Source organism: Tenacibaculum sp. 190524A02b (assembly GCF_964036645.1).
GTDB lineage: Bacteria > Bacteroidota > Bacteroidia > Flavobacteriales > Flavobacteriaceae > Polaribacter > Polaribacter vairaonense.
Genome location: NZ_OZ038525.1, coordinates 2910001 through 2936941, shown reverse-complemented (window position 1 = coordinate 2936941; position 26941 = coordinate 2910001). Strand labels below are relative to the sequence as shown.

At 31.5% G+C, this 26941-nt stretch carries 26 protein-coding genes, 4 tRNA genes and 2 rRNA genes (1 of these 32 cut by a window edge); 19 read left to right on the top strand and 13 right to left on the bottom strand.

The genetic code is table 11. The annotated features are described in order from the left end of the window. Positions 1 to 9: 9 nt before the first annotated feature. From mreC to rodA, 4 genes are read left to right on the top strand one after another with little or no spacing between them, the layout of a single operon-like run. Positions 10 to 837: a rod shape-determining protein MreC gene (gene mreC, locus ABNT65_RS12050; protein WP_348702991.1), complete on the top strand. Its 828-nt coding sequence runs from the start codon at positions 10 to 12 to the stop codon at positions 835 to 837. Beyond that, positions 830 to 1336: a rod shape-determining protein MreD gene (mreD, locus tag ABNT65_RS12045; protein WP_348702990.1), complete on the top strand. Its 507-nt coding sequence runs from the start codon at positions 830 to 832 to the stop codon at positions 1334 to 1336. Before mreC ends, mreD begins: the two co-directional genes overlap by 8 nt. Continuing rightward, on the top strand, positions 1333 to 3213 hold the full coding sequence (mrdA, locus tag ABNT65_RS12040; protein ID WP_348702989.1) for a penicillin-binding protein 2: 1881 nt from the start codon (positions 1333 to 1335) through the stop codon (positions 3211 to 3213). Before mreD ends, mrdA begins: the two co-directional genes overlap by 4 nt. Next, a complete protein-coding gene (rodA, locus tag ABNT65_RS12035) occupies positions 3194 to 4471 on the top strand; it encodes a rod shape-determining protein RodA (RefSeq protein ID WP_348745936.1) in 1278 nt (425 codons plus the stop codon). The genes mrdA and rodA overlap by 20 nt, the downstream gene beginning before the upstream one ends. A gap of 139 nt (positions 4472 to 4610) precedes the next feature. On the opposite strand, the gene ABNT65_RS12030 is transcribed toward rodA, so the two are convergent. Continuing rightward, positions 4611 to 5477, bottom strand: a complete 867-nt coding sequence (locus ABNT65_RS12030) for a hypothetical protein (RefSeq protein ID WP_348745935.1) — start codon at positions 5475 to 5477, stop codon at positions 4611 to 4613. A 485-nt stretch (positions 5478 to 5962) separates the two neighbouring features. On the opposite strand from ABNT65_RS12030, the gene ABNT65_RS12025 reads away from it, so the two are divergent. Next, a complete protein-coding gene (locus tag ABNT65_RS12025; protein WP_348747830.1) occupies positions 5963 to 6298 on the top strand; it encodes a transposase in 336 nt (111 codons plus the stop codon). Between the two features lie 34 nt (positions 6299 to 6332). Further along, entirely contained in the window at positions 6333 to 6476 is a 144-nt protein-coding gene (locus tag ABNT65_RS12020) for a transposase (protein ID WP_348747829.1), read from the top strand. Between the two features lie 124 nt (positions 6477 to 6600). On the opposite strand, the gene rpsT is transcribed toward ABNT65_RS12020, so the two are convergent. From rpsT to proS, 4 genes are all read right to left on the bottom strand, one after another. Continuing rightward, a complete protein-coding gene (gene rpsT / locus ABNT65_RS12015) occupies positions 6601 to 6852 on the bottom strand; it encodes a 30S ribosomal protein S20 (protein ID WP_320418538.1) in 252 nt (83 codons plus the stop codon). A gap of 35 nt (positions 6853 to 6887) precedes the next feature. Next, positions 6888 to 6959 (bottom strand) — tRNA-Glu (locus tag ABNT65_RS12010). 119 nt (positions 6960 to 7078) lie between these two features. Beyond that, a tRNA-Glu gene (locus ABNT65_RS12005) sits at positions 7079 to 7150 on the bottom strand. 76 nt (positions 7151 to 7226) lie between these two features. Continuing rightward, positions 7227 to 8705, bottom strand: coding sequence for a proline--tRNA ligase (gene proS, locus ABNT65_RS12000; RefSeq protein WP_348745934.1), 1479 nt, complete (start codon positions 8703 to 8705; stop codon positions 7227 to 7229). 237 nt (positions 8706 to 8942) lie between these two features. Here proS and ABNT65_RS11995 point away from each other — a divergent pair, with 237 nt between their 5' ends. The 5 genes from ABNT65_RS11995 to ABNT65_RS11975 all read left to right on the top strand — a co-directional run bounded on the left by ABNT65_RS11995 (position 8943) and on the right by ABNT65_RS11975 (position 13886). Then, positions 8943 to 10022, top strand: coding sequence for a hypothetical protein (locus tag ABNT65_RS11995; protein ID WP_348702985.1), 1080 nt, complete (start codon positions 8943 to 8945; stop codon positions 10020 to 10022). Positions 10023 to 10060: 38 nt separating this feature from the next. Continuing rightward, positions 10061 to 11425 carry a hemin receptor gene (locus ABNT65_RS11990; protein WP_348745933.1) on the top strand — a complete coding sequence of 455 codons (1365 nt, stop codon included), beginning with the start codon at positions 10061 to 10063 and terminating at the stop codon, positions 11423 to 11425. 107 nt (positions 11426 to 11532) lie between these two features. Continuing rightward, on the top strand, positions 11533 to 12429 hold the full coding sequence (locus tag ABNT65_RS11985; protein ID WP_348702983.1) for a NifU family protein: 897 nt from the start codon (positions 11533 to 11535) through the stop codon (positions 12427 to 12429). A gap of 25 nt (positions 12430 to 12454) precedes the next feature. After that, the gene (gene ubiE / locus ABNT65_RS11980; protein WP_348738343.1) at positions 12455 to 13183 is read left to right on the top strand and encodes a bifunctional demethylmenaquinone methyltransferase/2-methoxy-6-polyprenyl-1,4-benzoquinol methylase UbiE; all 729 of its coding nucleotides are present in this window, start codon (positions 12455 to 12457) and stop codon (positions 13181 to 13183) included. A 1-nt stretch (position 13184) separates the two neighbouring features. Then, entirely contained in the window at positions 13185 to 13886 is a 702-nt protein-coding gene (locus ABNT65_RS11975; RefSeq protein WP_348738345.1) for a porin family protein, read from the top strand. Between the two features lie 304 nt (positions 13887 to 14190). Here ABNT65_RS11975 and ABNT65_RS11970 read toward each other — a convergent pair whose 3' ends face one another. Genes ABNT65_RS11970 through ABNT65_RS11960 form a run of 3 tightly spaced genes read right to left on the bottom strand, consistent with a single transcriptional unit; the run spans position 14191 to position 15808 of the window. Beyond that, a complete protein-coding gene (locus ABNT65_RS11970; protein WP_348738347.1) occupies positions 14191 to 15009 on the bottom strand; it encodes a mechanosensitive ion channel family protein in 819 nt (272 codons plus the stop codon). A gap of 23 nt (positions 15010 to 15032) precedes the next feature. Continuing rightward, positions 15033 to 15230, bottom strand: coding sequence for a hypothetical protein (locus tag ABNT65_RS11965; RefSeq protein WP_348702979.1), 198 nt, complete (start codon positions 15228 to 15230; stop codon positions 15033 to 15035). Between the two features lie 5 nt (positions 15231 to 15235). Then, on the bottom strand, positions 15236 to 15808 hold the full coding sequence (locus ABNT65_RS11960; protein ID WP_348702978.1) for an RNA polymerase sigma factor: 573 nt from the start codon (positions 15806 to 15808) through the stop codon (positions 15236 to 15238). Between the two features lie 222 nt (positions 15809 to 16030). Between ABNT65_RS11960 and ABNT65_RS11955 the strand changes: the two genes are divergently transcribed. From ABNT65_RS11955 to ABNT65_RS11945, 3 genes are all read left to right on the top strand, one after another. Then, complete coding sequence (locus ABNT65_RS11955; RefSeq protein WP_028891227.1) at positions 16031 to 16894, top strand: RNA polymerase sigma factor RpoD/SigA; 864 nt, start codon at positions 16031 to 16033, stop codon at positions 16892 to 16894. Between the two features lie 164 nt (positions 16895 to 17058). Continuing rightward, positions 17059 to 17715, top strand: a complete 657-nt coding sequence (gene rpe / locus ABNT65_RS11950; RefSeq protein WP_348702977.1) for a ribulose-phosphate 3-epimerase — start codon at positions 17059 to 17061, stop codon at positions 17713 to 17715. Positions 17716 to 17835: 120 nt separating this feature from the next. Beyond that, positions 17836 to 18468, top strand: a complete 633-nt coding sequence (locus ABNT65_RS11945; protein ID WP_348702976.1) for a Crp/Fnr family transcriptional regulator — start codon at positions 17836 to 17838, stop codon at positions 18466 to 18468. A 58-nt stretch (positions 18469 to 18526) separates the two neighbouring features. Here the strand turns inward: ABNT65_RS11945 and ABNT65_RS11940 are convergent, their stop codons facing one another. The 5 genes from ABNT65_RS11940 to thrS form a co-directional block, all read right to left on the bottom strand. Next, the gene (locus ABNT65_RS11940; protein ID WP_348702975.1) at positions 18527 to 19111 is read right to left on the bottom strand and encodes a hypothetical protein; all 585 of its coding nucleotides are present in this window, start codon (positions 19109 to 19111) and stop codon (positions 18527 to 18529) included. Positions 19112 to 19200: 89 nt separating this feature from the next. Continuing rightward, positions 19201 to 19545, bottom strand: a complete 345-nt coding sequence (rplT, locus tag ABNT65_RS11935) for a 50S ribosomal protein L20 (RefSeq protein WP_348702974.1) — start codon at positions 19543 to 19545, stop codon at positions 19201 to 19203. A 142-nt stretch (positions 19546 to 19687) separates the two neighbouring features. Beyond that, a complete protein-coding gene (gene rpmI, locus ABNT65_RS11930; RefSeq protein ID WP_028891165.1) occupies positions 19688 to 19885 on the bottom strand; it encodes a 50S ribosomal protein L35 in 198 nt (65 codons plus the stop codon). Positions 19886 to 19921: 36 nt separating this feature from the next. After that, on the bottom strand, positions 19922 to 20440 hold the full coding sequence (infC, locus tag ABNT65_RS11925) for a translation initiation factor IF-3 (RefSeq protein ID WP_348703011.1): 519 nt from the start codon (positions 20438 to 20440) through the stop codon (positions 19922 to 19924). A gap of 75 nt (positions 20441 to 20515) precedes the next feature. Then, positions 20516 to 22459 (bottom strand): threonine--tRNA ligase, encoded by a 1944-nt coding sequence (thrS, locus tag ABNT65_RS11920; RefSeq protein ID WP_348738352.1) that lies wholly within the window; start codon positions 22457 to 22459, stop codon positions 20516 to 20518. A 269-nt stretch (positions 22460 to 22728) separates the two neighbouring features. Between thrS and ABNT65_RS11915 the strand changes: the two genes are divergently transcribed. From ABNT65_RS11915 to ABNT65_RS11895, 5 genes are all read left to right on the top strand, one after another. Next, on the top strand, positions 22729 to 24021 hold the full coding sequence (locus ABNT65_RS11915; protein ID WP_348702972.1) for a sensor histidine kinase: 1293 nt from the start codon (positions 22729 to 22731) through the stop codon (positions 24019 to 24021). A 638-nt stretch (positions 24022 to 24659) separates the two neighbouring features. Continuing rightward, positions 24660 to 26179, top strand: a 16S ribosomal RNA gene (locus ABNT65_RS11910). A 161-nt stretch (positions 26180 to 26340) separates the two neighbouring features. Further along, positions 26341 to 26414, top strand: a tRNA-Ile gene (locus tag ABNT65_RS11905). A gap of 114 nt (positions 26415 to 26528) precedes the next feature. Further along, positions 26529 to 26602: transfer RNA gene (locus tag ABNT65_RS11900), tRNA-Ala, on the top strand. Between the two features lie 228 nt (positions 26603 to 26830). Beyond that, a 23S ribosomal RNA gene (locus tag ABNT65_RS11895) occupies positions 26831 to 26941 on the top strand (it continues 2757 nt past the right edge of the window). Together the 16S and 23S rRNA genes with 2 tRNA genes alongside form the textbook arrangement of a ribosomal RNA operon.

Below are 26941 nucleotides of genomic sequence, written 5' to 3'. Positions count from 1 at the left end.
TGATAATTTATGCAACAGCTTATTTATTTCTTACAGAAGTATAAGTACTTACTTTATTTTTTACTTTTAGAAATTATAGCTGTTGCATTAATTATAAATAACCACTCTTTTCATAAAAGTAAGTTCATTAGCTCTGCTAATGCAATATCTGGAGGGTTGTTTAAAAAAGTTAATAGTATACGAGAATATACAAGTCTGAAAAAGGAAAACAACTTATTGTTAGAAGAAAATAAAAAGTTGAAGAATCAACTAGAGGAATTGCGTGTAAAAAATGATACAGTTTCTGATTTTGTTGAGGTTGACTCATTAAAATATCACCAAAAATATTTTTACATAGATGGTAAGGTAATTGATAATAACTACCATTTAACTTATAATTTTTTAACTATTAATAGGGGAAAAAAGCATAATATATCTCCTGAAATGGCCGTTGTAAATAGTAAAGGGATTATAGGGATTACTGAGGAAGTTAGTGAGAATTATGCAAGGGTACAATCTATCTTAAATAAGGATAGTAAAGTAAATGCTAGATTTAAGAACAATCCTCATTATGGAAGTCTAGAATGGAATGGAAAAGATTATAATGTGGTACAGTTAACAGATATTCCAAGGCAGGCAAGGTTTCAAGTAGGAGACACAATTATTACGGATGGGAAATCTGCAATTTTTCCTGAAGGGATTCCTGTAGGTGTAGTTAAGAATATTCCTCAAAAAATTACAGCAAAAAATACAATTGATATCCAGTTGTTTAATGATATGAGTAGTATTGGTAGTATTTACATTATAAAAAACTTTCATAAAAGTGAAATAAAAGCTTTAAATAATCAAAATGAATAGAACTTTATATCTTGTTTTTTTATTTATTTTTTTTGTGCTTCTACAAGTTTTAGTGTTAAATAAAGTACTTTTATTTGGACATATAAACCCGTATTTATACATAGCGTTTATATTTATATATCCATTGAATCAGAAAAGAATTCCTATTTTAACAGTTAGTTTTTTCTTAGGATTGTGTGTTGATCTTTTTAGTAACTCAGGAGGGATTCATGCTTTTGCAACACTATTTATAGCATATATACGTTTATTTTTAGTGAAAACAATTTTTAAAAAAATAGAATCGGAATACTTACTTTTTAATTTAAGGCTTGAGACTTTTGATAAAGTTTTTAATTATGTAGCAATTTTAACTTTAGTGCATCATTTTGTATTATATAGTTTTATAAATTTTAGTTTGTATAATTTTTCTAATGTGATAATAAATACATTACTATCCAGTATTTTTACATTAATCTTATATTTTTTAGGAAGTTTTATTTTTAGAAAAAAACTATCATGAAACGTAGCTTTTTATTGCTCTTTTTAATTGCACTAGTTGGTGTAATTTATATGTTTAGATTGTTTCAGTTACAAGTGCTAAGAGGAAAAAAGAGTAGCCCAGTTTTAAGTTCTACAGTTAAAGTAGAATATGATTATCCAGAGAGAGGATATGTATATGATAGAAATGGTAAGCTTTTGGTGGCGAATCAATTATCGTATGATGTAATGGTGATTCCTAAGGAAGTAAAACCATTAGATACCTTACAATTTTGTAGTCTATTAAAAATAACAAAAGAAAACTTCATAAAGAGGTATAATAAAGCTGAAAAATATGCTAGATGGCTTCCATCGGTATTTTTAAAACAATTGGCTAAAGAAGATTTTGCCTTTTTACAAGAAAAGTTGCAGAAGTTTAAAGGCTTTTATATTCAAAAACGTATTATTCGTAATTATCCATTAAAATCAGCTGCAAATGTACTTGGTTTTATTAGTGAAGTGAATGAGCATATTGCTAAAACAAGTGATTATTATGAACAAGGAGAATTAATAGGAAAACTTGGTATTGAGAAGCAATATGAAAAAGTTTTAAGAGGAGTCAAAGGAAAAAAATATCAAAAAAGAAATAATCTTAATAGAATTACAGGGTCGTATAAAGAAGGGAAGTACGACACATTAGCCCTACCTGGTAAAGACTTAACCTTAACAATAGATAGTGATTTACAGCTGTATGGTGAACAATTGATGAAAGGTAAAAGAGGAGGTATTGTAGCCATTGAACCAAAAACAGGAGAAATATTAGCATTAGTTACAGCACCATCTTATGACCCTAATTTATTGGTAGGGAGAAAAAGGTCTCCTAATTCGGTAAAACTTTTTAATGATACTATTAATATGCCAACTTTTGATAGAGGTTTACAAGCTATGTATGCTCCTGGATCACCTTTTAAAATCATTAATGGACTTATTGGTTTAGAAGAAGGGGTTATTGATGATAATTTTTCGGTGCGTTGTTATCATGGTTATCGTTATGGTAAAAGAAAAAATGAATTTATGGGGTGCCACTGTGGAATAGTTGGATATCCTATCCGTTTAAAAACAGCAATATCAAAATCATGTAATAGTTATTTCTCTACAGTTTATAGAAAAATAATAGGAAAAGCTGAAAACTCTCAAATAGGAATGGACATTTGGAGTAAACATGCTAAAAGTTTTGGCTTAGGAAATTACTTAGGATATGATTTGCCTACAGGACAAAAAGGAAGAATTCCTAATGCAAAATATTATAACGCTTGGTATAAATATAGATGGGGAGCTACCACAACTATTTCAAATGCTATAGGTCAAGGAGAGGTTGAAACTACTCCAATTCAATTAGCTAATATGACAGCAGCAATAGCAAATAAAGGATACTTTTATACTCCGCATATTGTTAAGAAAATAGAAGGGAAACCCATTATGGATTCTACATATACAACTAGAAGAAACACAACTATAAATCCTAAACATTTTCCTATAGCTATTGATGCTATGCATGAAGTTTTTACAAAGGGAACTGCCAGAGGTAGCCAAGTAAAAGGAATTGATATTTGTGGTAAAACAGGGACCGCCGAAAACTTTATAAGAATAGATGGAACAAAAGTACAGTTACCAGACCATTCAATATTGATTGCTTTTGCACCTAAAGACAATCCTAAAATAGCGATGGCAGTTTATATTGAAAATGGAGGTTATGGATCAACAATTGCTGCACCTATAACTAGTTTAATGATTGAAAAATATCTGAATGGAAGAGTAGAACGTGATTATATTGAAGAACGCATGTTAAATTTAAGCTTGCAAGGTGTTTATAATAAATTATTAATTAAAAAAGATACAATTGCGTCAGGAACGAAATAACATATTTGCTGATATTGATTGGGTTTTAATTTTACTATATGTAGTATTAGTAAGTTTTGGGTGGATAAATATTTATGCAGCTTCATCTACTGGGGCTGAAGATATTGCTTTTGATTTTTCTGCTAGGTATGGTAAGCAACTTATATGGATAGGGTTAAGTGTACCTATTATGATTTTTGTACTGTTTTTTAATGCTAAATTTTATGAGAAGTTTTCAAGTTTAATGTATTTGTTTTCTCTCATTTTATTAGCTGGGGTATTAGTTTTAGGGAAAAAGATTAATGGAGCAACATCATGGTATAGTTTTGGAGGAATAGGATTACAACCTTCTGAATTTGCAAAAGCATTTACAGCATTGGCTTTGGCTAAATTAATGAGTGATAGGCAGTATAATCTTAAACTAATTAAAAATCAAGTAAAAGCATTTGTTATAATATTTAGCCCAGCTTTTTTAATAGCACTACAGCCAGACATGGGGTCAGTTTTAATTTATTTTTCTTTTTTCTTTGTTTTAAACAGAGAAGGATTAACATTGGCTTATTTTGTATTAGGGGTCATATCTATAGTGTTATTTTTATTAACTATTTCTTTTGGTATAAAATGGGTGTTAAGTATATGTCTGTTGTTAATTACCGTATATTGTTTATATGCGTGGTATAGAAATAGACGTTTTTTACGTTTTAACTTATTAAGAATTATAATTACTTATGTTTTTACAATTGTATTTGTTGTTGGAATTGGGTTTGTTTATAATAATGTTTTAGAGCCACACCAAAAGGATAGATTTGACATTTTGTTAGGGAAAACTACTGATTTGAAAAATAAAGGTTATAATACTTATCAATCGGAGTTAACTATAAGTTCTGGTGGTTTCTTAGGAAAGGGATTTCTTCAAGGAGATATGACTCAGGGAAACTTTGTTCCAGAACAAGACACTGATTATATTTTTAGCGTTGTGGGAGAAGAGTGGGGATTTGTAGGTACATCATTTGTGATTATTATGTTTACCTTATTACTCTATAGAATAATTTATTTATCAGAAAGACAAACTAATAAATTTGCACGCATATATGGATACGGAATAGCTTCTGTTATATTTTTCCATATGTTAGTAAATATAGGAATGGTTATAGGATTGTTGCCAACTATAGGTATACCATTACCGTTTTTTAGTTATGGAGGTTCTTCGTTATGGGGATTTACGTTGTTAATCTTTATATTTATAAGATTAGATGCTCATAAAAAATACGATTGGTAATTTTAAATTTCAGTTTATCGTTTTTTTATAAAAAGTATATTTTTAAGGGAAGTGAAATAGAAATTTATAAAAAATTGCCCAGATTTATCTAGGCAATTTTCTTTGTAAAAGGACAATAAGGTTAAGTTATAATATGATTTTAATTTAAGTTTATAAATTCTTTTTCTGATATTTTTCCTGAATTAATTTTACTTAATTCCTCAACTTTAGTTAAAATAAAGCTATGGATATCTTGATTAATACCCTTAGGCTTTTTTATCTGGGCTGTTTTTCCATTTCCTGGAAGAACGTAGCTTTCATAATAATAGAAAAAATAATAATCAAAATCTCTATTTGATAAGTTCCATTCACTTAAGAGCCAGCCTAGCCTTACAGCTGATCTTCTTTGAGCAGCTGATCCATGTGATGATCCTGAAGCTCCTGCTATTGATTGAGAAAAATTATATGCGGCTGATACATTTTGCCAATTAGAAGAATAGCCTTTTCTAAGGTAGTATCCAGCAAACCCATCAGCTTCTAGTTCAATATTAGAAGCTCCTCTTACAGAAGGGTAACCTTGTCTAAACTGTACTTGGTGTGCCACTTCATGAGCTGCAATATATGCAACCGCCGCTCGACCATATCTTAAAGCTGCTCTAATCATTTCTTCTCCCCATACAATATAGTTATTAGGAGGTCCAAATGATAAAGCATTGAATGTACCTGATCCACCAGCAAAATATAGAGGTACATTATTTAAGCCAAACAAGTTAGAAGCTTTGTTGTTCTGTTGAATTAAAAAGTTTGTTTCACTAGCATTAACTAAGGTGTTAGTCCAATATGAATCCGGGCCAAATTGAGAAATTGTTGCGCATGAATGATTTTCAATCAAGCTGTTTAAATCATTGGGTGAGATACCTGCTTCAGGAGCATTTTGATCTAATGTAGGGTTTTGTGTTTCGTTTTGGTTGCAACTATGAAGAACAAGTAATATGGCTAACGCCATTAATTTAATAATATGTTTCATAAAATTTAGAAGGGTTTAATTTTATTGTCCAGCGTAAATATATTAAAATATCAATAAATGATACTTTTTTAACGTTTATTTTGTTATTGGTATTTATAATAAAACAAATAAGTATAATAAGCATTAAAATTTAACATAAAGATAGATTTAGGTAATCTGAGGTTAAGGCTACAAGGGGATAAAAGATAAAGAACAAATTATTTGTAGTAATAGAAAGGTGTAAGAATGTATATTAGTTGATTGTTAAAAGGTGCTATCAAAGAGTAATACTAATACATGTTGTAGATATATTTATGTCTAGAAATTAATCTTAGAAGTTTTTGAAGATATTCATATTAGACATACTCCAGGAGTTATTGTAAAAATTAAGTATATAAAAAGCTATATGTACCAGAAATTTTCAGAAACTGAGGTGTATTAAAACAGCTCTTAGGGAGGAGTAGTTATTTACAGTTAGAATAGAAAAGAAGTAATAAAGAGCAGAAATATTATTTGAACAGTATCCAGATATTAAAAAAGCATATGGAATTTGTCAAAAACTCCGAAATCTTTTCAATAACAAAACAATAACTAAAAAAATAGCGTATACCAAACTAGCGCATTGGTTTAAAGAAGTGGAAGATTCAGGATTTAAAGCTTTTAATATTGTAGCAAACTCAATAGCTCTAAATTATCAATCAATACTCAATTATTTTGATAATAGAAGTACAAATGCAGCGGCAGAATCTTTTAATGCTAAAATCAAAGCTTTCAGGGCACAATTTAGAGGTGTGAGAAATATAGAGTTCTTTCTCTACAGATTAACTCAAATTTTTGCATAACCACAACAATTGAGAATGATCCAATGATCCCTCAATAGCTCTAAATTATAAATCAATATTCAAATATTTTGACAATAGAAGTACAAACGTATCAGCGGAATCTTTTAATGCAAAAATAAAAGCCTTTAGAGCACAATTTAGAGGTGTAAGAAACGTAGAATTTTCCTCTATAGACTAACACAATTTTTTGTATAACCACAACTTTTAGGAATGATCCAAAGTGTAGGTGAATTTATATATCAATAAAAAACGTCTTTACTTTTAAAGTAAAGACGCTTAATTATTAACTAACCTTAAAACTTTTATAAAGCTGCAACATGCTTAGCCAACTTAGACTTTAAGTTTGCCGCTTTATTTTTATGAATAATGTTGTTTTTTGCTAACTTATCTAGCATAGAAACAACTGACGAAAACATTCCTTCTGCTTCCTTCTTATCTGTAGTAGCTCTTAATTTTCTAACAGCATTACGTGTAGTTTTATGCTGGTACTTATTTCTTAAGCGCTTCGTTTCGTTACTTCTTATTCTTTTTAATGCTGACTTATGATTTGCCATTGTACTAAAATCTTAAATGTTTCTAAAAAACTTTGTAGTCCGTACGGGAATCGAACCCGTGTTACCAGGATGAAAACCTGGCGTCCTAACCCCTAGACGAACGGACCAAAACAATCTTCTTGATTGCGGGTGCAAATATACAATACTTTTTGATACTTGCAATAATTTTATTTTATTTTTTACCTTTTGATAAAAAAAGCTTCGATGTTTCGAAGCTGTGAACTTGTAGTCCGTACGGGAATCGAACCCGTGTTACCAGGATGAAAACCTGGCGTCCTAACCCCTAGACGAACGGACCAAAACAATCTATATTTGTGATTGCGGGTGCAAATATATAAACTATTTTTAATTGTGCCAAAACTTTTTTAATTTTTTTAATAAGCTTTTGCAAATAGTACTCTTTTTGTAGATGGTTTTCCTGTTAAAATACAAGTTCCTACTTCTTCCTTGGCATCATTTGGAATGCATCTAATAGTTGCTTTTGTTAAATCTTTAATTTTATCTTCAGTTTCAATAGTACCATCCCAATGCGCAGAAACAAAACCTCCTTTGTTCTTAATTACATCTTTGAACTCTTCAAAAGAATTTACTTCAGTAGTATGTGAAGCTCTATAATCTAAAGCTTTTTTATAAAGACCGTTTTGTATTTCTTCTAAAAGATTAACAACATAAGAAACAATATTGTCTTGATTAACGGTTTCCTTTTCAAAGGTATCTCTTCTTGCAATTTCAACAGTCCCATTTTCTAAATCTCTATTACCTACTGCTATTCTTACAGGTACACCTTTTAACTCATATTCTGCAAACTTAGCTCCTGGACGCATAGTATCTCTGGTATCAAACTTTACAGAAACACCTTTTTTTCTTAGATCTTTAATTATTGCATCAACCTTTTCAGAAATAGCATTCAGTTGATCTTCTCCCTTATAAATAGGGACAATTACTACTTGTATTGGTGCTAATTTTGGAGGTAATACCAAACCAGCATCATCTGAGTGTGTCATTATTAAGCCTCCTATTAATCGTGTTGAAACTCCCCAAGAAGTAGCCCAAACATGTTCTTGTTTGCCTTCTTTAGATGTGTATTTGACATCAAAGGCTTTCGCAAAATTTTGACCTAAAAAGTGAGAAGTTCCAGCTTGTAATGCTTTACCGTCTTGCATTAAAGCTTCAATAGTATAGGTGTCATCAGCTCCAGCAAATCGTTCACTTTCCGATTTAGCTCCTCTAACAACTGGCATAGCCATAAAGTTTTCAGCAAAAGTTGCATATACTTCTTGCATTTGCTTAGCTTCACTTACCGCTTCTTCTTTTGTAGCATGTGCAGTATGACCTTCTTGCCATAAAAATTCAGCAGTTCTCAAAAATAAACGAGTTCTCATTTCCCAGCGGACAACATTAGCCCATTGATTTATTAATAAGGGTAAGTCTCTATGTGATTGTATCCAGCCTCTATATGTATTCCATATGATAGCTTCTGAAGTTGGTCTTACAACTAATTCTTCTTCTAATTTGGCTTCTGGGTCTACTCTAAGCTTGCCTTCTTTATCTGGGTCAGATTGTAATCGGTAATGTGTTACAACTGCACATTCTTTAGCAAAACCTTCAGCATTTTTCTCCTCAGCTTCAAACAAACTTTTAGGGACAAAAAGAGGAAAATATGCGTTTTGATGACCTGTTTCTTTAAACATTCTGTCTAATTCAGCTTGCATTTTTTCCCATATGGCAAATCCATAGGGTTTTATAACCATACAACCACGTACTGCTGAAGTCTCAGCTAAATCGGCCTTTACAATCAATTCGTTATACCATTTCGAATAGTCTTCTGCTCTTTTTGTTAAATGTTTGCTCATAATCAAAAGTTTGGCATAAATATTGTTATTTTTTATGCGTAAAATTGTATCTGCAAAACTACATTAAAAAGGTAATAAGCCCAACAAAAAAAAGTTTTTTGCAAACACAACTAAATAAAATGAGTGTTCTAACCTTAAAAAATTAAAGACATGAAACCACATTACATCAAAACCAGGCTTTCGTTAATTTTAACGCTGTTGTTTTTTAGCACAGCAACTTTTGTTTCTTGCGGAACAATGCAGACAGTCACAGCTGGTGATGATGGCATCTATGATGATGAAGTGGTGAGTCAACCTCAGGAGGTATATACTGAGCCAGAAGTTCAAGAGGAAGTTGAGGTTGTAGAGGATGAAAACCCTTTTACAAAGGAAGTTGAACGATTAGGAACACTGAATGGGACAGATATTTTTACAGATATTGAAAGTTATAAGTCTGAGAACACAGAGTTTGATCCTGAAGAAGAAATTATTGATGAAGAAAGACCAAGAACTAGAATAACATATAATTCAAATGAACCTTGGGGATATAGTAATAATAGTGATGTTGTTATAAATGTTAATACAGCTCCAAGATGGGGGTTTTATAATGACTGGTATTGGGACTCATTTTATGGAGTTGGATATAATCCATGGTGGAGAAACCGTTTTTATAGATGGGGCTATGACCCATATTGGCATCCATATAGTTATGGACATTACTATAACAACTTTAATATAGGTTGGGGATGGGGTTATGATCCGTATTGCCCGCCTTTTTATAGAAGAGGTTTCCGTTACAATAGATTTTATAACAATCGTTATTATAGAAGAGGTGCGAATCCATATAGAAGAGCAATTGCATCAAGAAGGAATTACAGTAATAGAAGAGGTGTTTATACCTCAAGAAGAAATACTGTAGCTTCAAGACGTTCATCTAACGTATACAGAAGTAGAAGAGGAACTACAGCTAGAACATCTAGAAATAATAGAAGTGTTAGATCTACTAGAAGGTATGGAACAAGAAGTACCAGACCAACAAGATCTGTAAGGAATTCAAGGTCAACTAGAACAAATAGATATTCAACAGGAGGGTATAAGCCTTCAAGAACAACTAAGTCTACAAGGTCAACAAGACGTAATTATAATTCATCAAGGTCTAGGAGTAATTCATCAAGAAGTTATACGCCATCTAGGTCAACCAGATCAAATAGAAGTTATACACCTTCAAGATCAAGTAGATCTTCTAGAAGCTATACGCCAAGTAGAAGCTCATCAACTAGAAGTTACTCAAGAGGTTCTTCAAGTAGAAGTTCAAGTTCTAGAAGAAGTAGACGATAGATAAAAAAAAACTACAAAAAACTATAACAAAGAGAAATATGAAACGATTTTTTACATTGGCAATAGCAATTGCTAGCTCTTTTAGTACCTATTCTCAATCACTTAATTATAATGATTTAGGTATTTTGTTTTCACAAGATGATAATTATGGAACAGCAAGATATGAAGCAATGTCAGGTGCATTTGGTGCTTTAGGAGGAGATGTCTCTTCTTTAGGTATAAATCCTGCAGGAGCAGCTGTATCTAAAAAAAGTAGTGCTTCAATAACTATAGGTAATAGAAATACTGATATTACTGCTTTATATTATGGAAATTCATCAGCTACACAGAATGATTATTTCAATATGACACAAGCTGGAGGTATTTTAGCTTTTGACACCGCTTATCAAAATTCAGAATGGAATCGTTTTGCATTTTCATTTAATTATAGAATAAAAAAGGATTATAATTCATTCTATTCGGTAAATGGAAATAGTGAGTTTTTATACAATACAGAGCATTTTAATGACACCAATACTCCCAAAAGACAGTTTGAAGGAGCAATTGGACAACGTTTTTCAGAAGAAAGGTTAGGGAATTCAAGTGTATTCAATATTGGTTTTTCTGCGGTACACCAAAATAAACTCTTTGTAGGGGCGTCTTTAAATTTTCATGATTTAAACTTTAATAGAATTGGAGTGTTAAGAGAAGAAAATGATGATGCAAATGGAAACGTTTTAAACGCAAGAAATACAATAGATTCTTATATTCAAGGTAGTGGGTTTTCAATAGGATTAGGTTTTATATATAAGTTGGATCAAAATTTACGATTAGGGTTGGCGTATGAAACTCCTACATGGTATCAAGAAATTTCTGAGGATTACAAAAATCAATTGGTGCTATCTGAGGTAAGGAATTTAGGGATTAATGGCGGAACAGATTTAATTGATGAGCTTTATGTATACCGATTTAAAACTAATAGTAGAATAACTGCTAGTGGAGCTTATATTTTTGGTAAAAAAGGATTGATTAGTGTAGATTATACCTATAAGGATTATCAAAATATTAAGTATAGGGAGAATAGTGATAGTTTTATTGAGGCTAATCAGAGGTTTGCATCAGATTACAGGAGTACACACGCTTTAAATGTAGGAGCAGAATGGCGATTTGATAGAATGAGTTTAAGAGGAGGATATCATTATGAAAAGAATCCTAATTTAATTGCAGCTTTAGGAGGGAATACTAATAAAGATAATATTAAAGGTTTTTCTGCAGGTTTAGGGTATAATTTTGGAAATATAAAAGTAGATTTATCATATAGAAAGTCAGAAAATATAGAGTACAATACATTGTATCAAACAGGTGATATTAATTTAACAAATGATACTTCTAGAATATCTGGAACATTAACTATCAATTTGTAAATAATAACTTAAATAAAATAATAGATGACAGCCTTGCAATTTGCGAGGCTGTTTCTGTATATATATGTCAGTTTTTTAATGTAATTTTGCCATTCATTTAAGAAGTCATGGATTCAATAAAAATAAATATACAAGAAACTAATAATGAAACTATTATTAAGTTTATAAGTAATACTATTTTAATTAATGGAGGTAGTTATGAGTTTGCTAATATAGATGAGGCTAAAAATTCTCCACTAGCACAGAAGCTTTTTTATCTTCCATTCGTAAAAAAAGTATTTATAACTGCTAACTTTATTGCCGTTCAAAGATTTGATATTGTACAATGGAATGATGTAGCTGAGGAAGTTAAAGAACAAATAGAAACATATTTGAAAGAAGGAAATACTGTTGTTAAAGAAGAAGAAGCTACAAAGAAAGAAGCTATTGAGGTGTATGCAGAAGTAACACCTAATCCATCAGTAATGAAGTTTGGAACTAACAAAGGTTTGACTCAAACCGATGTTGAATTTAAAAACATAGAAGAAGCTAGTAAATCATCTCCTTTAGCACAAGCGCTGTTTAGCTTTCCATTTGTTAAAGAGTTGTTTATTTCTGAGAATTATGTTTCTATTACGAAATATGATATGATAGAATGGAATGAAGTGTATCAAGAAGTAAGAACCTTTATAAGAGAATACATACAACAGGGTAAAACAATTATTTCAGCTTTACCAGAAAAGGAAACAGCACAAAACGTAGAAATTCCAAAGGAAAACTTATCAGATGTAGAATCAAAAATAGTTGATATTTTAGATGAATACATTAAGCCAGCTGTGGCATCAGATGGAGGGAATATAGCTTTTAAATCATATGATGAAGAAAGCAAAAGAGTAAGTGTTGTTTTACAAGGAGCTTGTAGTGGATGTCCTTCTTCTACCGTAACACTAAAAAATGGAATTGAAACAATGTTGAAAGAAATGTTACCTAATCAGGTAAATGAAGTAGTAGCAATTAACGGATAATTTACTATAAAGTTTAAACCTTTTTATGTCAGAACAAATAAAACCATATAAAGACTCTACACTAGGGAAAAAAGAGCAAGTAGCTCAAATGTTTAACAATATATCACAAGATTATGATGGGTTAAACCGAGTAATTTCTTTAGGTATTGATGTTAGTTGGAGGAAAAAAGTAGTAAAGTTAGTTGGAGAAAATAAGCCTAAACAAATATTAGATATAGCTACAGGAACAGGAGATTTAGCTTTAATGATGTCTCAGCTTAATCCAGACCGTATTGTTGGTTTAGATATTTCTGAAGGAATGTTAGAAGTAGGGAAGCAAAAAATTTCAAAAGCTAACTTGTCTAAAACCATTGATATGGTAGTAGGAGATAGTGAGAATATTCCGTTTGAAGATAATACGTTTGATGCCATTACGGTCTCTTTTGGAGTAAGGAACTTTGAAAATTTAGATAAAGGTTTACAAGAAATTTGTAGAGTTTTAAAACCTGGAGGTAAGTTTGTTGTATTGGAAACATCCAACCCAACTAAATTCCCTTTTAAACAAGGGTATAAATTCTATACCAATTTTATATTACCAGTAATAGGGAAATTGTTTTCTAAAGATAAAGTAGCCTACTCCTATTTGTCAGAAAGTGCAAATTCTTTTCCTTTTGGAAAGGCATTCAACAATATTTTAGAAAAAAATGGGTTTAAAAATGCAAAGGATTTACCAGTAACCTTTGGAGTAGCATCAATTTATACAGCTTTGAAATAATATGTTTAGAAAAATTTTAGTATTTGTTTTGTTAACCTTTGTGTCTATTTCTTACGCACAAAGGGAAAAAGTATTAAACCTTCCTAGTTTTGATAAGCCTCTTTTCCATTATGGTTTTTATTTAGGGCTAAATAATAACGGGTATAAAGTTTCTTATAAACCTAGTTTTATAAATGAACCAGAAATAGAAGTGGTTTCTTCTGTAGGGTTTAATGTAGGACTAATTGCAGATTTTAGATTACATAATAACTTAAACCTTCGTTTTGAACCTGGATTAATGTCTAATACTAAAACATTGAATTTTAATCATATTCAAGGAGCTAGTGAAAGTAAAAAAACAAGAGAGATTGGCGCTACATTTTTACATTTGCCAGTAATACTAAAATTGAGTACTAATAGGCTTAATAATGTTAGACCTTACGTTTTAGGAGGAGTTTCTTTTGATTATAACTTTTCTAGTAATGAAAAAAGTAGTGATGATAATTTTGCAGGAAAGTTTAGAACAACTACTAGTAACTTTATGTATGAAATAGGTATAGGAGTAGATTTGTATTTAAGCTATTTTAAGTTTTCACCTTCTATTCGTGGTGTGTTTGCGATAAATAACGAAGCTAAATATGATAATACAACTCCTAGTCAATGGACTGATCCTATAGATTATTTAGGTACAAGAGGTGTGTTTTTACATTTGTCATTTGAATAAAAACATTTTAAATATTACAAAACAACAAAGGCTTCCTAAACAGGAAGCCTTTTTTAAAAGAAATAATTTTCTTCTATGTGTTGATAGAAGTCCCCCGAAATCTATCTCGTTATATTTAGACACATTTATTTTTACGGGGTCACATATATTATAAAAAAAAATAAAGATCGCCAATTTGGCGATCTTTAAAGGTGTAAAGATTTCTCTCTACTATCCTGATAGAAGTCCCCCGAAATCTATCATTTGTTATTGTTTTTAGTGGTTAATTGTAAGACAAATATATGTATATTTTCGATACATGCAATTATTTTTTGAAAACTATTTTACTGTTAACCACATCTTTAATAGGTAAAATGACCTTACCGTCTGAGGTATTAATAGTTACGCAAATATTATCAATAGCCACAACAATACCTTCAATATCATTTATAACTACTCTTTCTCCAATCCCTATATTCTTTCTAGAGTAATAACCAAATAATAGTCTTGTTACTGCGTCTTTAGCACCTAAACCAAATGCGATAGTGAAAGCCAATAAAATAGAACCTATTAATAATGTTAGATTACTTTTAATAACAGAAGTATCAACTCCAGCTTGATCAAGTGCTGTTATTGATAAGAAAACAACAATTAAATAAAAGGCAATATTACCAACCAAATTTCCTCCAGATATATCTAGAGATTTAAACATAGAGTGGATGGCTTTTTTCACAACGGTGCCTAAATAGGCTCCAGCTACAAAAATAGCTATAGCAGTAAGGAGTTTGGGTAAATAGGCGAAAAAGCTTTTTATTCCATTAGAAACACCTTCTAACCCAAAAAGTTCTGCACCAACCATAACAAAAATGAAAATCAGAAACCATTTTAAAACAGCTAAAATAACATTAGTGAGTACTATATTGATAGTAGTATCTCCAAAAATTTTTGTTTTACTTAATTTTGTAGACCATTCATCAACTTTAGTTTTAGCCAAAGCTTTTCTTATAATATATAGAACAATTTTTATAAAAATCCATGTGAATATTATAAAACTAACAAAGCCTACTACTTTAGGTAGGGAATCTTTAATATCATCAAATACTCTTTGAAAAGGTTTTAATATATCATTACTTAAAAAGTTCATAATAGTATAGTTTTTACAGGCAGTTATTTAGTTTTTTTATCATCTTTACTAGGTGCACCTCCGCCACTTAACAAGTCACTAATAGCGTTAGGATACTTTACCACAAACAAATCAGCTACATCAATAGAAAGCTTAATCATAGCTACGTCATTAAGTACTTTTTCTTTAAGTACTTCTGGTAGCTCTTCATCATGTAATATTTTCTTAAATGGATTATCCATAATAATTACAATTCGTTATAGGTTTTAACAACCTTAGCTTTCGCTCGTTTTAAACGCATTTTAACAGCGCTTTCTCCAATTTCTAACGCTCCTGAAATTTCTTTAATACTCATATCATCTTGATATTTCATTAATAGAATCATTTTCTCTGGAGCCGGAATCATTTCAAGTGCTTTTGCCAGTTTATCTGACTTCAACTCGAATAATGTAGCATCATCAATCTCTTCTAATCCGCTATCTTCTTCTTTTATTTGATCAGTTACAATAGTAACTTTTTCTTTCTTTTTTGCACTGTTACGTTGCACGTAGTTCACGCAAAAATTATAAGTAAAAGAATATAGCCAAGTAGAAAATTTAGATCGGCCCTTAAAAGTACGTAATTTTACAAACAAACGAATAAAAACATCGTGTGTTAAATCCTGTGCTTCCTCTTTGTTTTTAGAGAAACCATAACATTTATTATAAACAACGCTTGCATAACGGTCATATAAAATAGCAAATAAATGAGTATCATTCTTCTCTACTATCTTTTTAACCAGCTCTTCGTCACTTAATTTTGTAACATCAATACTTTTCAAAGGTTAAGTTTGGTTATTGTTAGTTTATACCTGTTTTACTTTAAGACACGCTTTTTTCAAATAGGTCACTCTACAATTTTATTAAAATCAAAATTAACAAATCTTTAACAACTGCAAAATTGATTTGAAAAAAAATAAAATTTTTTGTAACATTTTTAGTTAATGCTACGTATAAGTAAGTGTAGAGTGAGTGATAACAAAAAAAAATAACCTTTTTATTACATGAGACAACTTAAAATTACTAAGCAGGTTACCAATAGGGAAACTGCCTCATTAGATAAATATTTACAAGAAATAGGAAAAGTAGATTTAATTACCGCTGATGAAGAAGTAGAATTAGCACAGCGTATTAAAGCTGGAGATCAAAGAGCTTTAGAGAAACTAACCAAAGCGAACTTGCGTTTTGTGGTTTCTGTGGCCAAGCAATATCAAAATCAAGGATTAACACTTCCTGATTTAATTAATGAGGGTAATTTAGGTTTAATAAAAGCTGCAAAGCGTTTTGACGAAACTCGTGGATTTAAGTTTATTTCTTATGCTGTATGGTGGATTCGTCAATCTATTTTACAAGCATTAGCAGAACAATCTCGTATTGTTAGATTACCTTTAAATAAAATTGGGTCAATCAACAAGATTAATAAAATGTATGCTTTCTTAGAGCAAGAGAATGAGCGCCCTCCAAGTGCTGAAGAAATTGCGAAGAAATTAGATATGACAGTTAATGATGTTAAAGAATCAATGAAAAATTCTGGGCGTCACGTATCTATGGATGCACCATTAATTGAAGGAGAAGATTCTAATTTATATGATGTATTAAATTCTGGCGAATCTCCTAATCCAGATAAAACATTATTACACGAATCTTTACGTATAGAAATCAATAGAGCTTTAGAAACATTAACTCCACGAGAAGCGGATGTAGTTAAGTTATACTTTGGTTTAGGTGAACATCAACCAATGACTTTAGAGGAAATTGGAGAAACTTTTGACTTAACTCGTGAACGTGTTCGTCAAATAAAAGAAAAAGCAATTAGAAGATTAAAGCACACTTCTCGTAGTAAAATATTAATGACTTATTTAGGATAGTCATTTTAAACATATATACAATAACAAATAGTTATCATAACTATTCGTTTTTTGATTAATGAATGGAAAACTCTCTAATTTAGAGAGTTTTCTTTTTTATAAAAGAGTACACTTTGTTGTTTTAACTATATTTGCAGCTTATAACAACACAACGATATACAAAGATGGAAAAACGTATTGCTCCTTCAGTTTTAGCAGCAGATTTTGGGAATCTACAGCGTGATGTAGAAATGGTAAATAATAGCAAAGCCGATTGGTTTCATATTGATATTATGGATGGTGTTTTTGTGCCTAATATTTCTTTTGGAATGCCGGTATTGAAATCGATAACTAAACATGCTAAGAAAACGATTGATGTTCATTTAATGATTGTAGATCCTGATAGATATATACAAACTTTTGCGGATTTAGGGGCTGATATTTTAACTGTGCATTATGAGGCATGTACACATTTACATAGAACAATACAAGCGATAAAAGCTGCAGGAATGAAAGCTGGTGTAGCTTTAAACCCTCATACTCCAATTGCAGTTTTAGAAGATGTTATTAAAGATTTAGATTTGGTTTGTATTATGAGTGTAAATCCTGGGTTTGGAGGACAATCTTTTATAGAAAATACCTACAAAAAAGTACAACAATTAAAAAATTTAATAGAGTTTAGTGAGGCTACCACGTTAATTGAAATAGATGGAGGTGTGACAGATAAAAATGCAAATAAATTAGTTGAGGTTGGTGCGGATGTATTAGTCGCTGGTAGTTTTGTGTTTAAAAGTGAAAATCCAACAGAAACAATTGAAAACTTAAAAAGTTTAGTAAATTAAAAGTATAATAAATTAGGTTTTAAAATAGCAGTAAAAGGTTCATGGGATTCTTTTACTGCTATTTTTATTGAGTAAAATTGTTTATCTTTTCAAATTGTACTATCCCAAAAAATATTTACCTTGAAAGAAGCATTAAAAAATAGTTACGGTTATTTATTTGAAGAGAATTTAATAAACGAGATATGTGAAATAGCAGTTTATAAAGAGTTTGAAGAAAATACGATTATTATCGATACTCAGAGCTATATTATTTCTATTCCATTATTATTAAGTGGAGCTATTAAAATTCTTAGAGAAGATAAAAATGGAGACGAACTTGTTTTGTATTATTTAGAGGAAGGAGATACCTGTGCTATGACATTGTCTTGTTGTATGGGAGAAACGAAAAGTAAGATACGAGCAGTTTCAGAAACAGATGTAAAAATGGTTATGTTGCCTAAAGAGAAAATGTCTGAATGGTTAAGCAAATATAAAAGTTGGCAAGAATTTATACTCCAAAATTATCATGAAAGATTAGAGGAGTTTATTGAGGCAGTTGATAGCTTAGCTTTTTTGAATATGGATAAAAGGTTGTTTAAATATTTAAAAGACAAAGCTATTGTAAATCATAATGAGGTAATAAATGTAACACATCAGCAAATAGCAAATGATTTACATACTTCAAGAGTAGTAATTTCAAGGTTGTTGAAGTCATTAGAGAGAGAAGGGAAAATAGCTTTACAACGAAATCAGGTAAAAGTTATAGAGATATAAACTATATTATAAATAAAAAATGTAGGGATTTACCTACATTTTTTATTTATAGTATGGCTTACACGCCACGCTGTTTATTGATTTCGTCTTGTAGTTTTCTTCTTAATTGTTGTTCTTTTTCTATTGACTTTTTTCTATGCTGCTCAAATTCAAGTTCTATTTCATCAAATGATTTACGTGCTTCTTTAGTTGTTTTATTACTGTTTTTAAATCTATAAATAAAATAGATTAAGAAGCCTAGTAATGTGAGAATTATTGACCATACAATTAAGTTATAATTGGACTTTGTTAAATCAATTCCTATAAAAGAAATTTGATCTTCCTTTTTTGAGGATTCACTTAAGTTATTATTTAATGATTGAATTTCTTTATTTAAGGATTTAAGAGTACTGGTTTGGTTATTTATTAAGTCTTGTTTACTTTTTATTGTTGATTTTAATTTTTTTATACTATCAACAGTGTTTTTTTGTAAAGAAGCATACGCTGTTTTTTTGATGACTTTATAAACTTGATAACTTCCAGATTCTTTATATAGACTTTTAAACTGCCCTTCAATAGAGTTATTAGAATTTATAGTTTTTGAACTCTGAGCTAAAACTACGTTAGAAAAAATAATAAGAATAAGAGCTTTTATAAGTTTCATGTGAAATTTTTTAGTACAGTTTTTATACATCGGTTTAAAAAAACCCAAACGTAAAGTTTGGGTTTTTAGTATAAGCAAGTTTATTAAACTTATTTTACTTTATCTACAATGGCCTTAAAAGCTTCTGGGTTGTTCATAGCTAAATCTGCTAAAACCTTACGGTTTAACTCAATCTCATTAGCTTTAACTTTCCCCATAAACTGAGAGTAAGACATTCCGTATTGACGAGCTCCAGCGTTAATACGTTGGATCCATAATGAACGGAAGTTTCTCTTATTGTTTTTACGGTCACGGTATGCATATTGCATAGCCTTTTCAACCGCATTTTTTGCTACTGTATAAACGTTTTTTCTACGTCCGAAGTAACCTTTTGCTTGCTTCAAGATTTTTTTTCTTCTATTTCTTGAAGCTACTGAATTTACTGATCTTGGCATAATTCAAATTTGTTTTTGTAGTAGGCGATTATTAAATTAGAAATTAGCAATTATAAAAATTTATAATTTTAAATTTATAACTAATAATTCTTTAATGAGCCCAACTCCATGGTTAATAATTAATTTACTACCTAGCTAACAATTATTTTAAAACTAATTGTTGCTTAATGTTTGCTTCATCAGACTTATGAACTAATGTAGCATGTGTTAATGCAAGCTTACGTTTCTTAGACTTCTTTGTTAAGATATGACTCTTAAACGCATGCTTTCTTTTGATTTTTCCAGAACCAGTTAACTTGAAACGTTTCTTGGCACTAGATTTTGTTTTAATTTTAGGCATCTTTTGTTTTACGTTTTATCTTGCTTATAACTTTCTTTATTTCGTTTTCTTTGGAGCAATAAACATAATCATACGTTTACCTTCCAATTTAGGCATTTGTTCTACTTTACCGTATTCTTCAAGTTCTTGAGCTAGCTTTAAGAGTAAAATTTGCCCTTGTTCTTTAAATATAATTGAACGTCCTTTAAAAAATACAAAAGCTTTAAGTTTTGCTCCGTCTTGTAGAAATTTTATAGCGTGCTTCTTTTTAAACTCATAATCATGTTCATCAGTCTGTGGTCCAAAACGAATCTCTTTAACAATTACCTTTGTTGCTTTAGATTTTAAAGCTTTTTCGCGTTTTTTTTGTTCATATAGGAACTTTTTGTAATCGATAACTTTACAAACAGGAGGAACAGCTTTAGGTGAAATTTCAACTAAATCCAATCCTTGTTCTTGTGCAATCTGCTTAGCTTTAATTAACGGATATACACCTACTTCTACGTTATCGCCTACAAGACGAACTTCATCAACATATTTAATTTTTTCATTAATTCTATGTTGATCTTCTTTAATAATTCTAGCAGGTCTACGCCCACCTTTTCTTCTAATTGCTATGACTTATAAATTTAAAATTACTATCTATATATTTTATCCAAAGGGAACTAAGGTCTTATTTATCTCTTTAGCAATTAAAGATACAAATTCTTCAATTGTATAAGTACCTAAGTCACCTTCTCCATGTTTTCTAACAGAAACTGTACCATCTTCTTGCTCTTTTTCACCTACAATAACCATAAAAGGTATTTTGTTTACTTCAGCATCACGAATCTTTCTACCAGTTTTTTCATTTCGGCTATCTATGAGGGCGCGAATTTCGGAATTTTCTAACAAATGTAAAACTTTTTCCGAATAATTTTGATATTTCTCACTGATTGGCAGTATAATAACTTGCTCAGGAGTTAACCATAGAGGGAAATTCCCTCCAGTGTGTTCAAGTAAAATAGCAATGAATCTTTCCATAGAGCCAAAAGGAGCTCTATGAATCATTACGGGTCTATGTAGTTGGTTGTCTGAACCTTTGTAGGTTAGCTCAAATCGCTCAGGAAGATTGTAATCTACCTGAATAGTACCTAACTGCCAACTTCTACCTAAGGCATCTTTTACCATAAAGTCTAACTTTGGACCATAAAAAGCAGCTTCTCCTTCTTCAATAACAAAATCCAAGTTTTTATCCTTTGCAGCGTTTATAATGGCTTGCTCTGCTAGTTCCCAAGTTTCTTTTTTACCTATATATTTATCTAGGTTCTCCATATCTCTTATTGATACTTGAGCAGTAAAGTTTTCAAAACCTAATGACCTGAACACATAAAGAACCAAGTCAATGACATTTTTAAACTCTGAATCTAGTTGCTCAGGCGTACAAAAAATATGAGCATCATCTTGAGTAAACCCTCTAACTCTTGTTAGTCCATGAAGTTCACCACTTTGTTCATACCTATAAACAGTTCCAAATTCAGCAAAACGAATAGGTAAATCTTTATATGAATAAGGCTTATGAGAAAAAATTTCACAATGATGAGGACAGTTCATAGGTTTTAATAAAAACTCTTCGTCATCTTTAGGAGTGGTTATTGGTTGGAAACTATCTTCTCCGTACTTGGCATAATGCCCAGAGGTCACATATAAGTCTTTCTGGCCAATATGAGGTGTCATTACCATTTCATAACCAGCTTTTTTTTGTGCTTTCTTTAAAAAGTCTTCTAGTCTACTTCTCAAAGCGGCTCCTTTAGGTAACCATAAAGGAAGACCTTGCCCAACTTTTTGAGAAAAAGTAAATAACTCCAGCTCTTTTCCAAGTTTTCTATGGTCTCTTCTTTTTGCTTCTTCGAGTAATGTTAAATATTCTTTTAATTCTTTTTGTTTAGGGAAAGATATACCATAAACACGAGTTAATTGATTGTTTTTTTCATCACCACGCCAGTAAGCTCCAGCAACATTCATGATTTTCACAGCCTTAATCAAACCAGTATTAGGTATATGTCCACCTCTACATAAGTCAGTAAAATCACTATGGTCACAAAAAGTAATATTGCCATCTTCTAAACCTTCAATTAGCTCAATCTTATATTGATTATTTCTTTCTTTATAATAAGTTAAAGCATCGGCTTTAGATATTTCACGTAACTTAAATTCTGCCTTTTCTCTAGCAAGCTCTAAAAACTTTTTTTCAATAGCAGGGAAATCTTTTTCAGAAATAGCATCATCACCTAAATCAATATCATAATAAAAACCGTTTTCAATAGCTGGTCCAATAGTTAATTTAGCATTAGGGTAAAATGTTAATATCGATTGAGCAAGAACATGAGCAGAAGAGTGCCAAAAAGCTTTTTTACCTTCGTTGTCTTTAAATGTATATAGAGTTAAAGAGCCATCGGTGGTTAAAGGAGTTGTGGTTTCCACAGTATTTCCATTAAAACTAGCAGAAATAACATTTCTAGCTAATCCTTCACTAATACTTTTTGCAACATCAATAGATGTGCTATTCTTTTCAAACTCTTTAACGCTTCCGTCAGGTAATGTAATTTTAATCATTATAAATATATATAGTTATACTTAATTTCCCTACAATTGGAAATTTAAAGAAGCAAATATATTGTAAAACCATTTTTTGCACAATAATATATGTTATGTATTTTACATATACTTATAAGGGATAAAGAATATTAAACTATGTTTTTTGAATTGTAACAATAAGTAAACATAGAATTTTAATTAATCATGAAGATTTTCAGATGTTATTATTTTGAAATGAAATACTTATATTTAAAAAATAAACAGATAAAATAAGTTGTTACTAATAGATGATTTTGAGTTTTTTAAAGAAGATAGGTAGGTTAGAGGCTTTTGAGATAAATAGTAGTAGTTTGGTTTTAAGTTTAATGTCACCTGGACTATATCTTTATTCAATTCTTATTTTTGAATTTAATTCAAATGCAGTTGAAATTCCTTTTTTAAGAGAGGTGTTTACTTTTTTCTTTATGGTTGTTGGTTTGCTCCCTTTAACAAAAAGAAAGTTTATTGATAATTATTATGGAGTAATTGTTTTTTTTTCTCTGTTTTTGTTTCAACATTATCTTATTTATACAACAGCACTTAATAAATTTTCTTTGGATTATTTGTTAGGTACTTTTATTGTTATGTTTGGAGCAATACTAATGATGAATAATCGTTTGTTAGTGGTGCTTTTTAGCGCCTGTCAAATGATTCATATAGGGTATTGGGTTTTAACTTCAAATCTAGATTTAGTTATTGAAGGAGCAATTCTGGTTTCAACTAGCACAATATTTGTCTTTTCCTTTATTATTTTAAACGGATCAATAAGGTATCGTAAAAATTTATTAGAAGTAAATTTAACATTAGAAGATAGAATTAATAAAAGAACGGAAGATCTAGAAATAAGAGCCAAAGAACTATACGAACGGAACAAAGATTTGGAAGAGTTTGCTTATGTGGTTTCACATGATTTGAAAAGACCACTTAGAAACATTTATACTTTAGCAGATTGGTTGAGTGAAGTACAAATAGATAAAGGTGTAAACATAGATAAGGAAGATTTTTATGAAAACCTTACTAAGATGAAGTTACAAGTAGAGCAAATGGATTTATTGATAAATGGGATTTTGAATTATTCCTTGCAAATGGAGAAAGAAAAAGAAATGAAAAGTGTAGATGTTGATGCTCTTGTTAGAAAAATAGCTAAAGTTAATTCAAATAATAAATGTGAAATTAATTTAAAGTCTAAACTTCCAGTTTTATTGTTTAATGAATCTCAACTTTTACAAGTTTTTCAAAACTTAATTCAGAATGCTATAAAACACAACGATAAAGAAAAAACAGTTATAATGATAGGATGTGAGGAAGAAGGGAAGGAATACTTATTTTATATAAAAGATAATGGTCCTGGTATTGAAGAGAAGTATCATGATAAGATATTTCAGTTATTTCAAAAATTAGATATAAAGACCCATATAGAATCAATAGGTATAGGGTTGGCTTTGGTTAAGAAGATTATAGAGAGAAATGGAGGTGGTGTCTGGATTGATAGTAAATTAGGAGAAGGAGCAACTTTCTTTTTTACAATAAAGAAGAGGTAGGGAGGTAGGTGTTTTTTTAAAAAAAAACTTTAGTGTTTAAACTACTGTTTAATAGTTTTTTGAGTTTTGGTGTTTGGGTTTTAAATAAAAAAGATTGATAAAAGGCTTGTGGGGATCAAAAAGGGTTGTATATTTGCAGCCGCTAACGGAGAAACGTAGTTTGCAAAGTTAGTAAGTTCATTGAAGATTAGGTAGTGTAAAGAGTTAAGAAAAGATTAAAAAAATAGTTTAAATTTTATTTGTTTAATTGAAATTAAACTCAGTATCTTTGCAGTCCGAATTTAAAGGGAGGTTCATTAAAATATTGTGTTTTATAGCGAATAAAAAAAACTTCAAAAAAGTTTTGTTGGAGTTAAAAAAAGTTATTAGTTTTGCATCCGCTTTTGGAGGCGACACGATCTAAGAAATTTTGGAAAGATTTTAAAAAAAAAATCAACTAGTTCGATTCTAGTGTTTCTACAAGGAGTTAATTGAAGTTTTGATTGAAAGATGTCAAATATTAAGATTAACAAAGTTCATTGAAAATATTGAAATTGACAGCGTAATTTAAGAGTAGAATTACCACAGATTATTTAAGCGATTAAATAATTCTAAAAAATTCTTTTGAAACTTTTACATTGGATAATATTAAAGATTATACAATGAAGAGTTTGATCCTGGCTCAGGATGAACGCTAGCGGCAGGCTTAACACATGCAAGTCGAGGGGTAACAGAGGTAGCTTGCTACTTGCTGACGACCGGCGAACGGGTGCGTAACGCGTATAGAATCTGCCTTGTACAGGAGGATAGCCTTTAGAAATGAAGATTAATACTCCATAATGTTGATTAGTTGCATGATTGATTAATTAAAGATTTATCGGTACAAGATGACTATGCGTCCTATTAGCTAGATGGTAAGGTAACGGCTTACCATGGCAACGATAGGTAGGGGGTCTGAGAGGATTATCCCCCACACTGGTACTGAGACACGGACCAGACTCCTACGGGAGGCAGCAGTGAGGAATATTGGTCAATGGAGGCAACTCTGAACCAGCCATGCCGCGTGCAGGAAGACTGCCCTATGGGTTGTAAACTGCTTTTATATGGGAAGAAACCGTTCTACGTGTAGAATCTTGACGGTACCATAAGAATAAGCACCGGCTAACTCCGTGCCAGCAGCCGCGGTAATACGGAGGGTGCAAGCGTTATCCGGAATCATTGGGTTTAAAGGGTCCGCAGGCGGTCAATTAAGTCAGAGGTGAAATCCTACAGCTTAACTGTAGAACTGCCTTTGATACTGGTTGACTTGAGTTATACGGAAGTAGATAGAATGTGTAGTGTAGCGGTGAAATGCATAGATATTACACAGAATACCGATTGCGAAGGCAGTCTACTACGTATATACTGACGCTCATGGACGAAAGCGTGGGGAGCGAACAGGATTAGATACCCTGGTAGTCCACGCCGTAAACGATGGACACTAGTTGTTGGGATTTATTTCAGTGACTAAGCGAAAGTGATAAGTGTCCCACCTGGGGAGTACGATCGCAAGATTGAAACTCAAAGGAATTGACGGGGGCCCGCACAAGCGGTGGAGCATGTGGTTTAATTCGATGATACGCGAGGAACCTTACCAGGGCTTAAATGTAGAGTGACAGGGCTAGAGATAGCTTTTTCTTCGGACACTTTACAAGGTGCTGCATGGTTGTCGTCAGCTCGTGCCGTGAGGTGTCAGGTTAAGTCCTATAACGAGCGCAACCCCTATCGTTAGTTGCTAGCAGGTAAAGCTGAGGACTCTAGCGAGACTGCCGGTGCAAACCGTGAGGAAGGTGGGGATGACGTCAAATCATCACGGCCCTTACGTCCTGGGCTACACACGTGCTACAATGGTATGGACAATGAGCAGCCACATTGCGAAATGGAGCGAATCTATAAACCATATCACAGTTCGGATCGGAGTCTGCAACTCGACTCCGTGAAGCTGGAATCGCTAGTAATCGGATATCAGCCATGATCCGGTGAATACGTTCCCGCCTTGTACACACCGCCCGTCAAGCCATGGAAGCTGGGGGTGCCTGAAGTCGGTTACCGCAAGGAGCTGCCTAGGGTAAAACTGGTAACTAGGGCTAAGTCGTAACAAGGTAGCCGTACCGGAAGGTGCGGCTGGAACACCTCCTTTCTAGAGAAAAGATGTGAAGTTACAAAGAAGGTATATTTTACTCTTTAGCTGTTAATTTTAAAACAAGAGACTAAGATCTAAGATTAGTATAGAGTATTTAGGTGTTAGTATTGAGGGGGAAAACTCAATACTCAGAACTAATAGCTCATTACTGAAAAAACAGTCTTGTAGCTCAGCTGGTTAGAGCGCTACACTGATAATGTAGAGGTCGGCAGTTCGAGCCTGCCCAAGACTACTATAGTAAAAATAAAAAAGAGCTTAGTTTCAAAAGGAAATTCTAGAAGCGGGTTATGTTGAGCATTTTGATAAACTCATAACTCAACACTAAAACCTCATAACTAGAAACAATGGGGGATTAGCTCAGCTGGCTAGAGCGCTTGCCTTGCACGCAAGAGGTCATCGGTTCGACTCCGATATTCTCCACAGATAAATGTAACAATTAATCAAATTAGTAAGTGTAACAATTATAGAATTGAAACATTGATGAATTAAGACATTGATACATTAAACAAGTTCATTGACATATTGGTAAAATGATATCGTAAAGAATCAAGATAGAGCGTTAGATAGTATCTAACGAAATATTTTTATAAAAATATAAAGAATTATAAAGAGCTCGTTATAGTATTTAATATGCTATAGCAAAAAGTACAATAAGCTAAATAAGGGCGTATGGCGGATGCCTAGGCTTTCAGAGGCGAAGAAGGACGTGATAAGCTGCGATAAGTTACGGGGAGTGGCACATACATATTGATCCGTAAA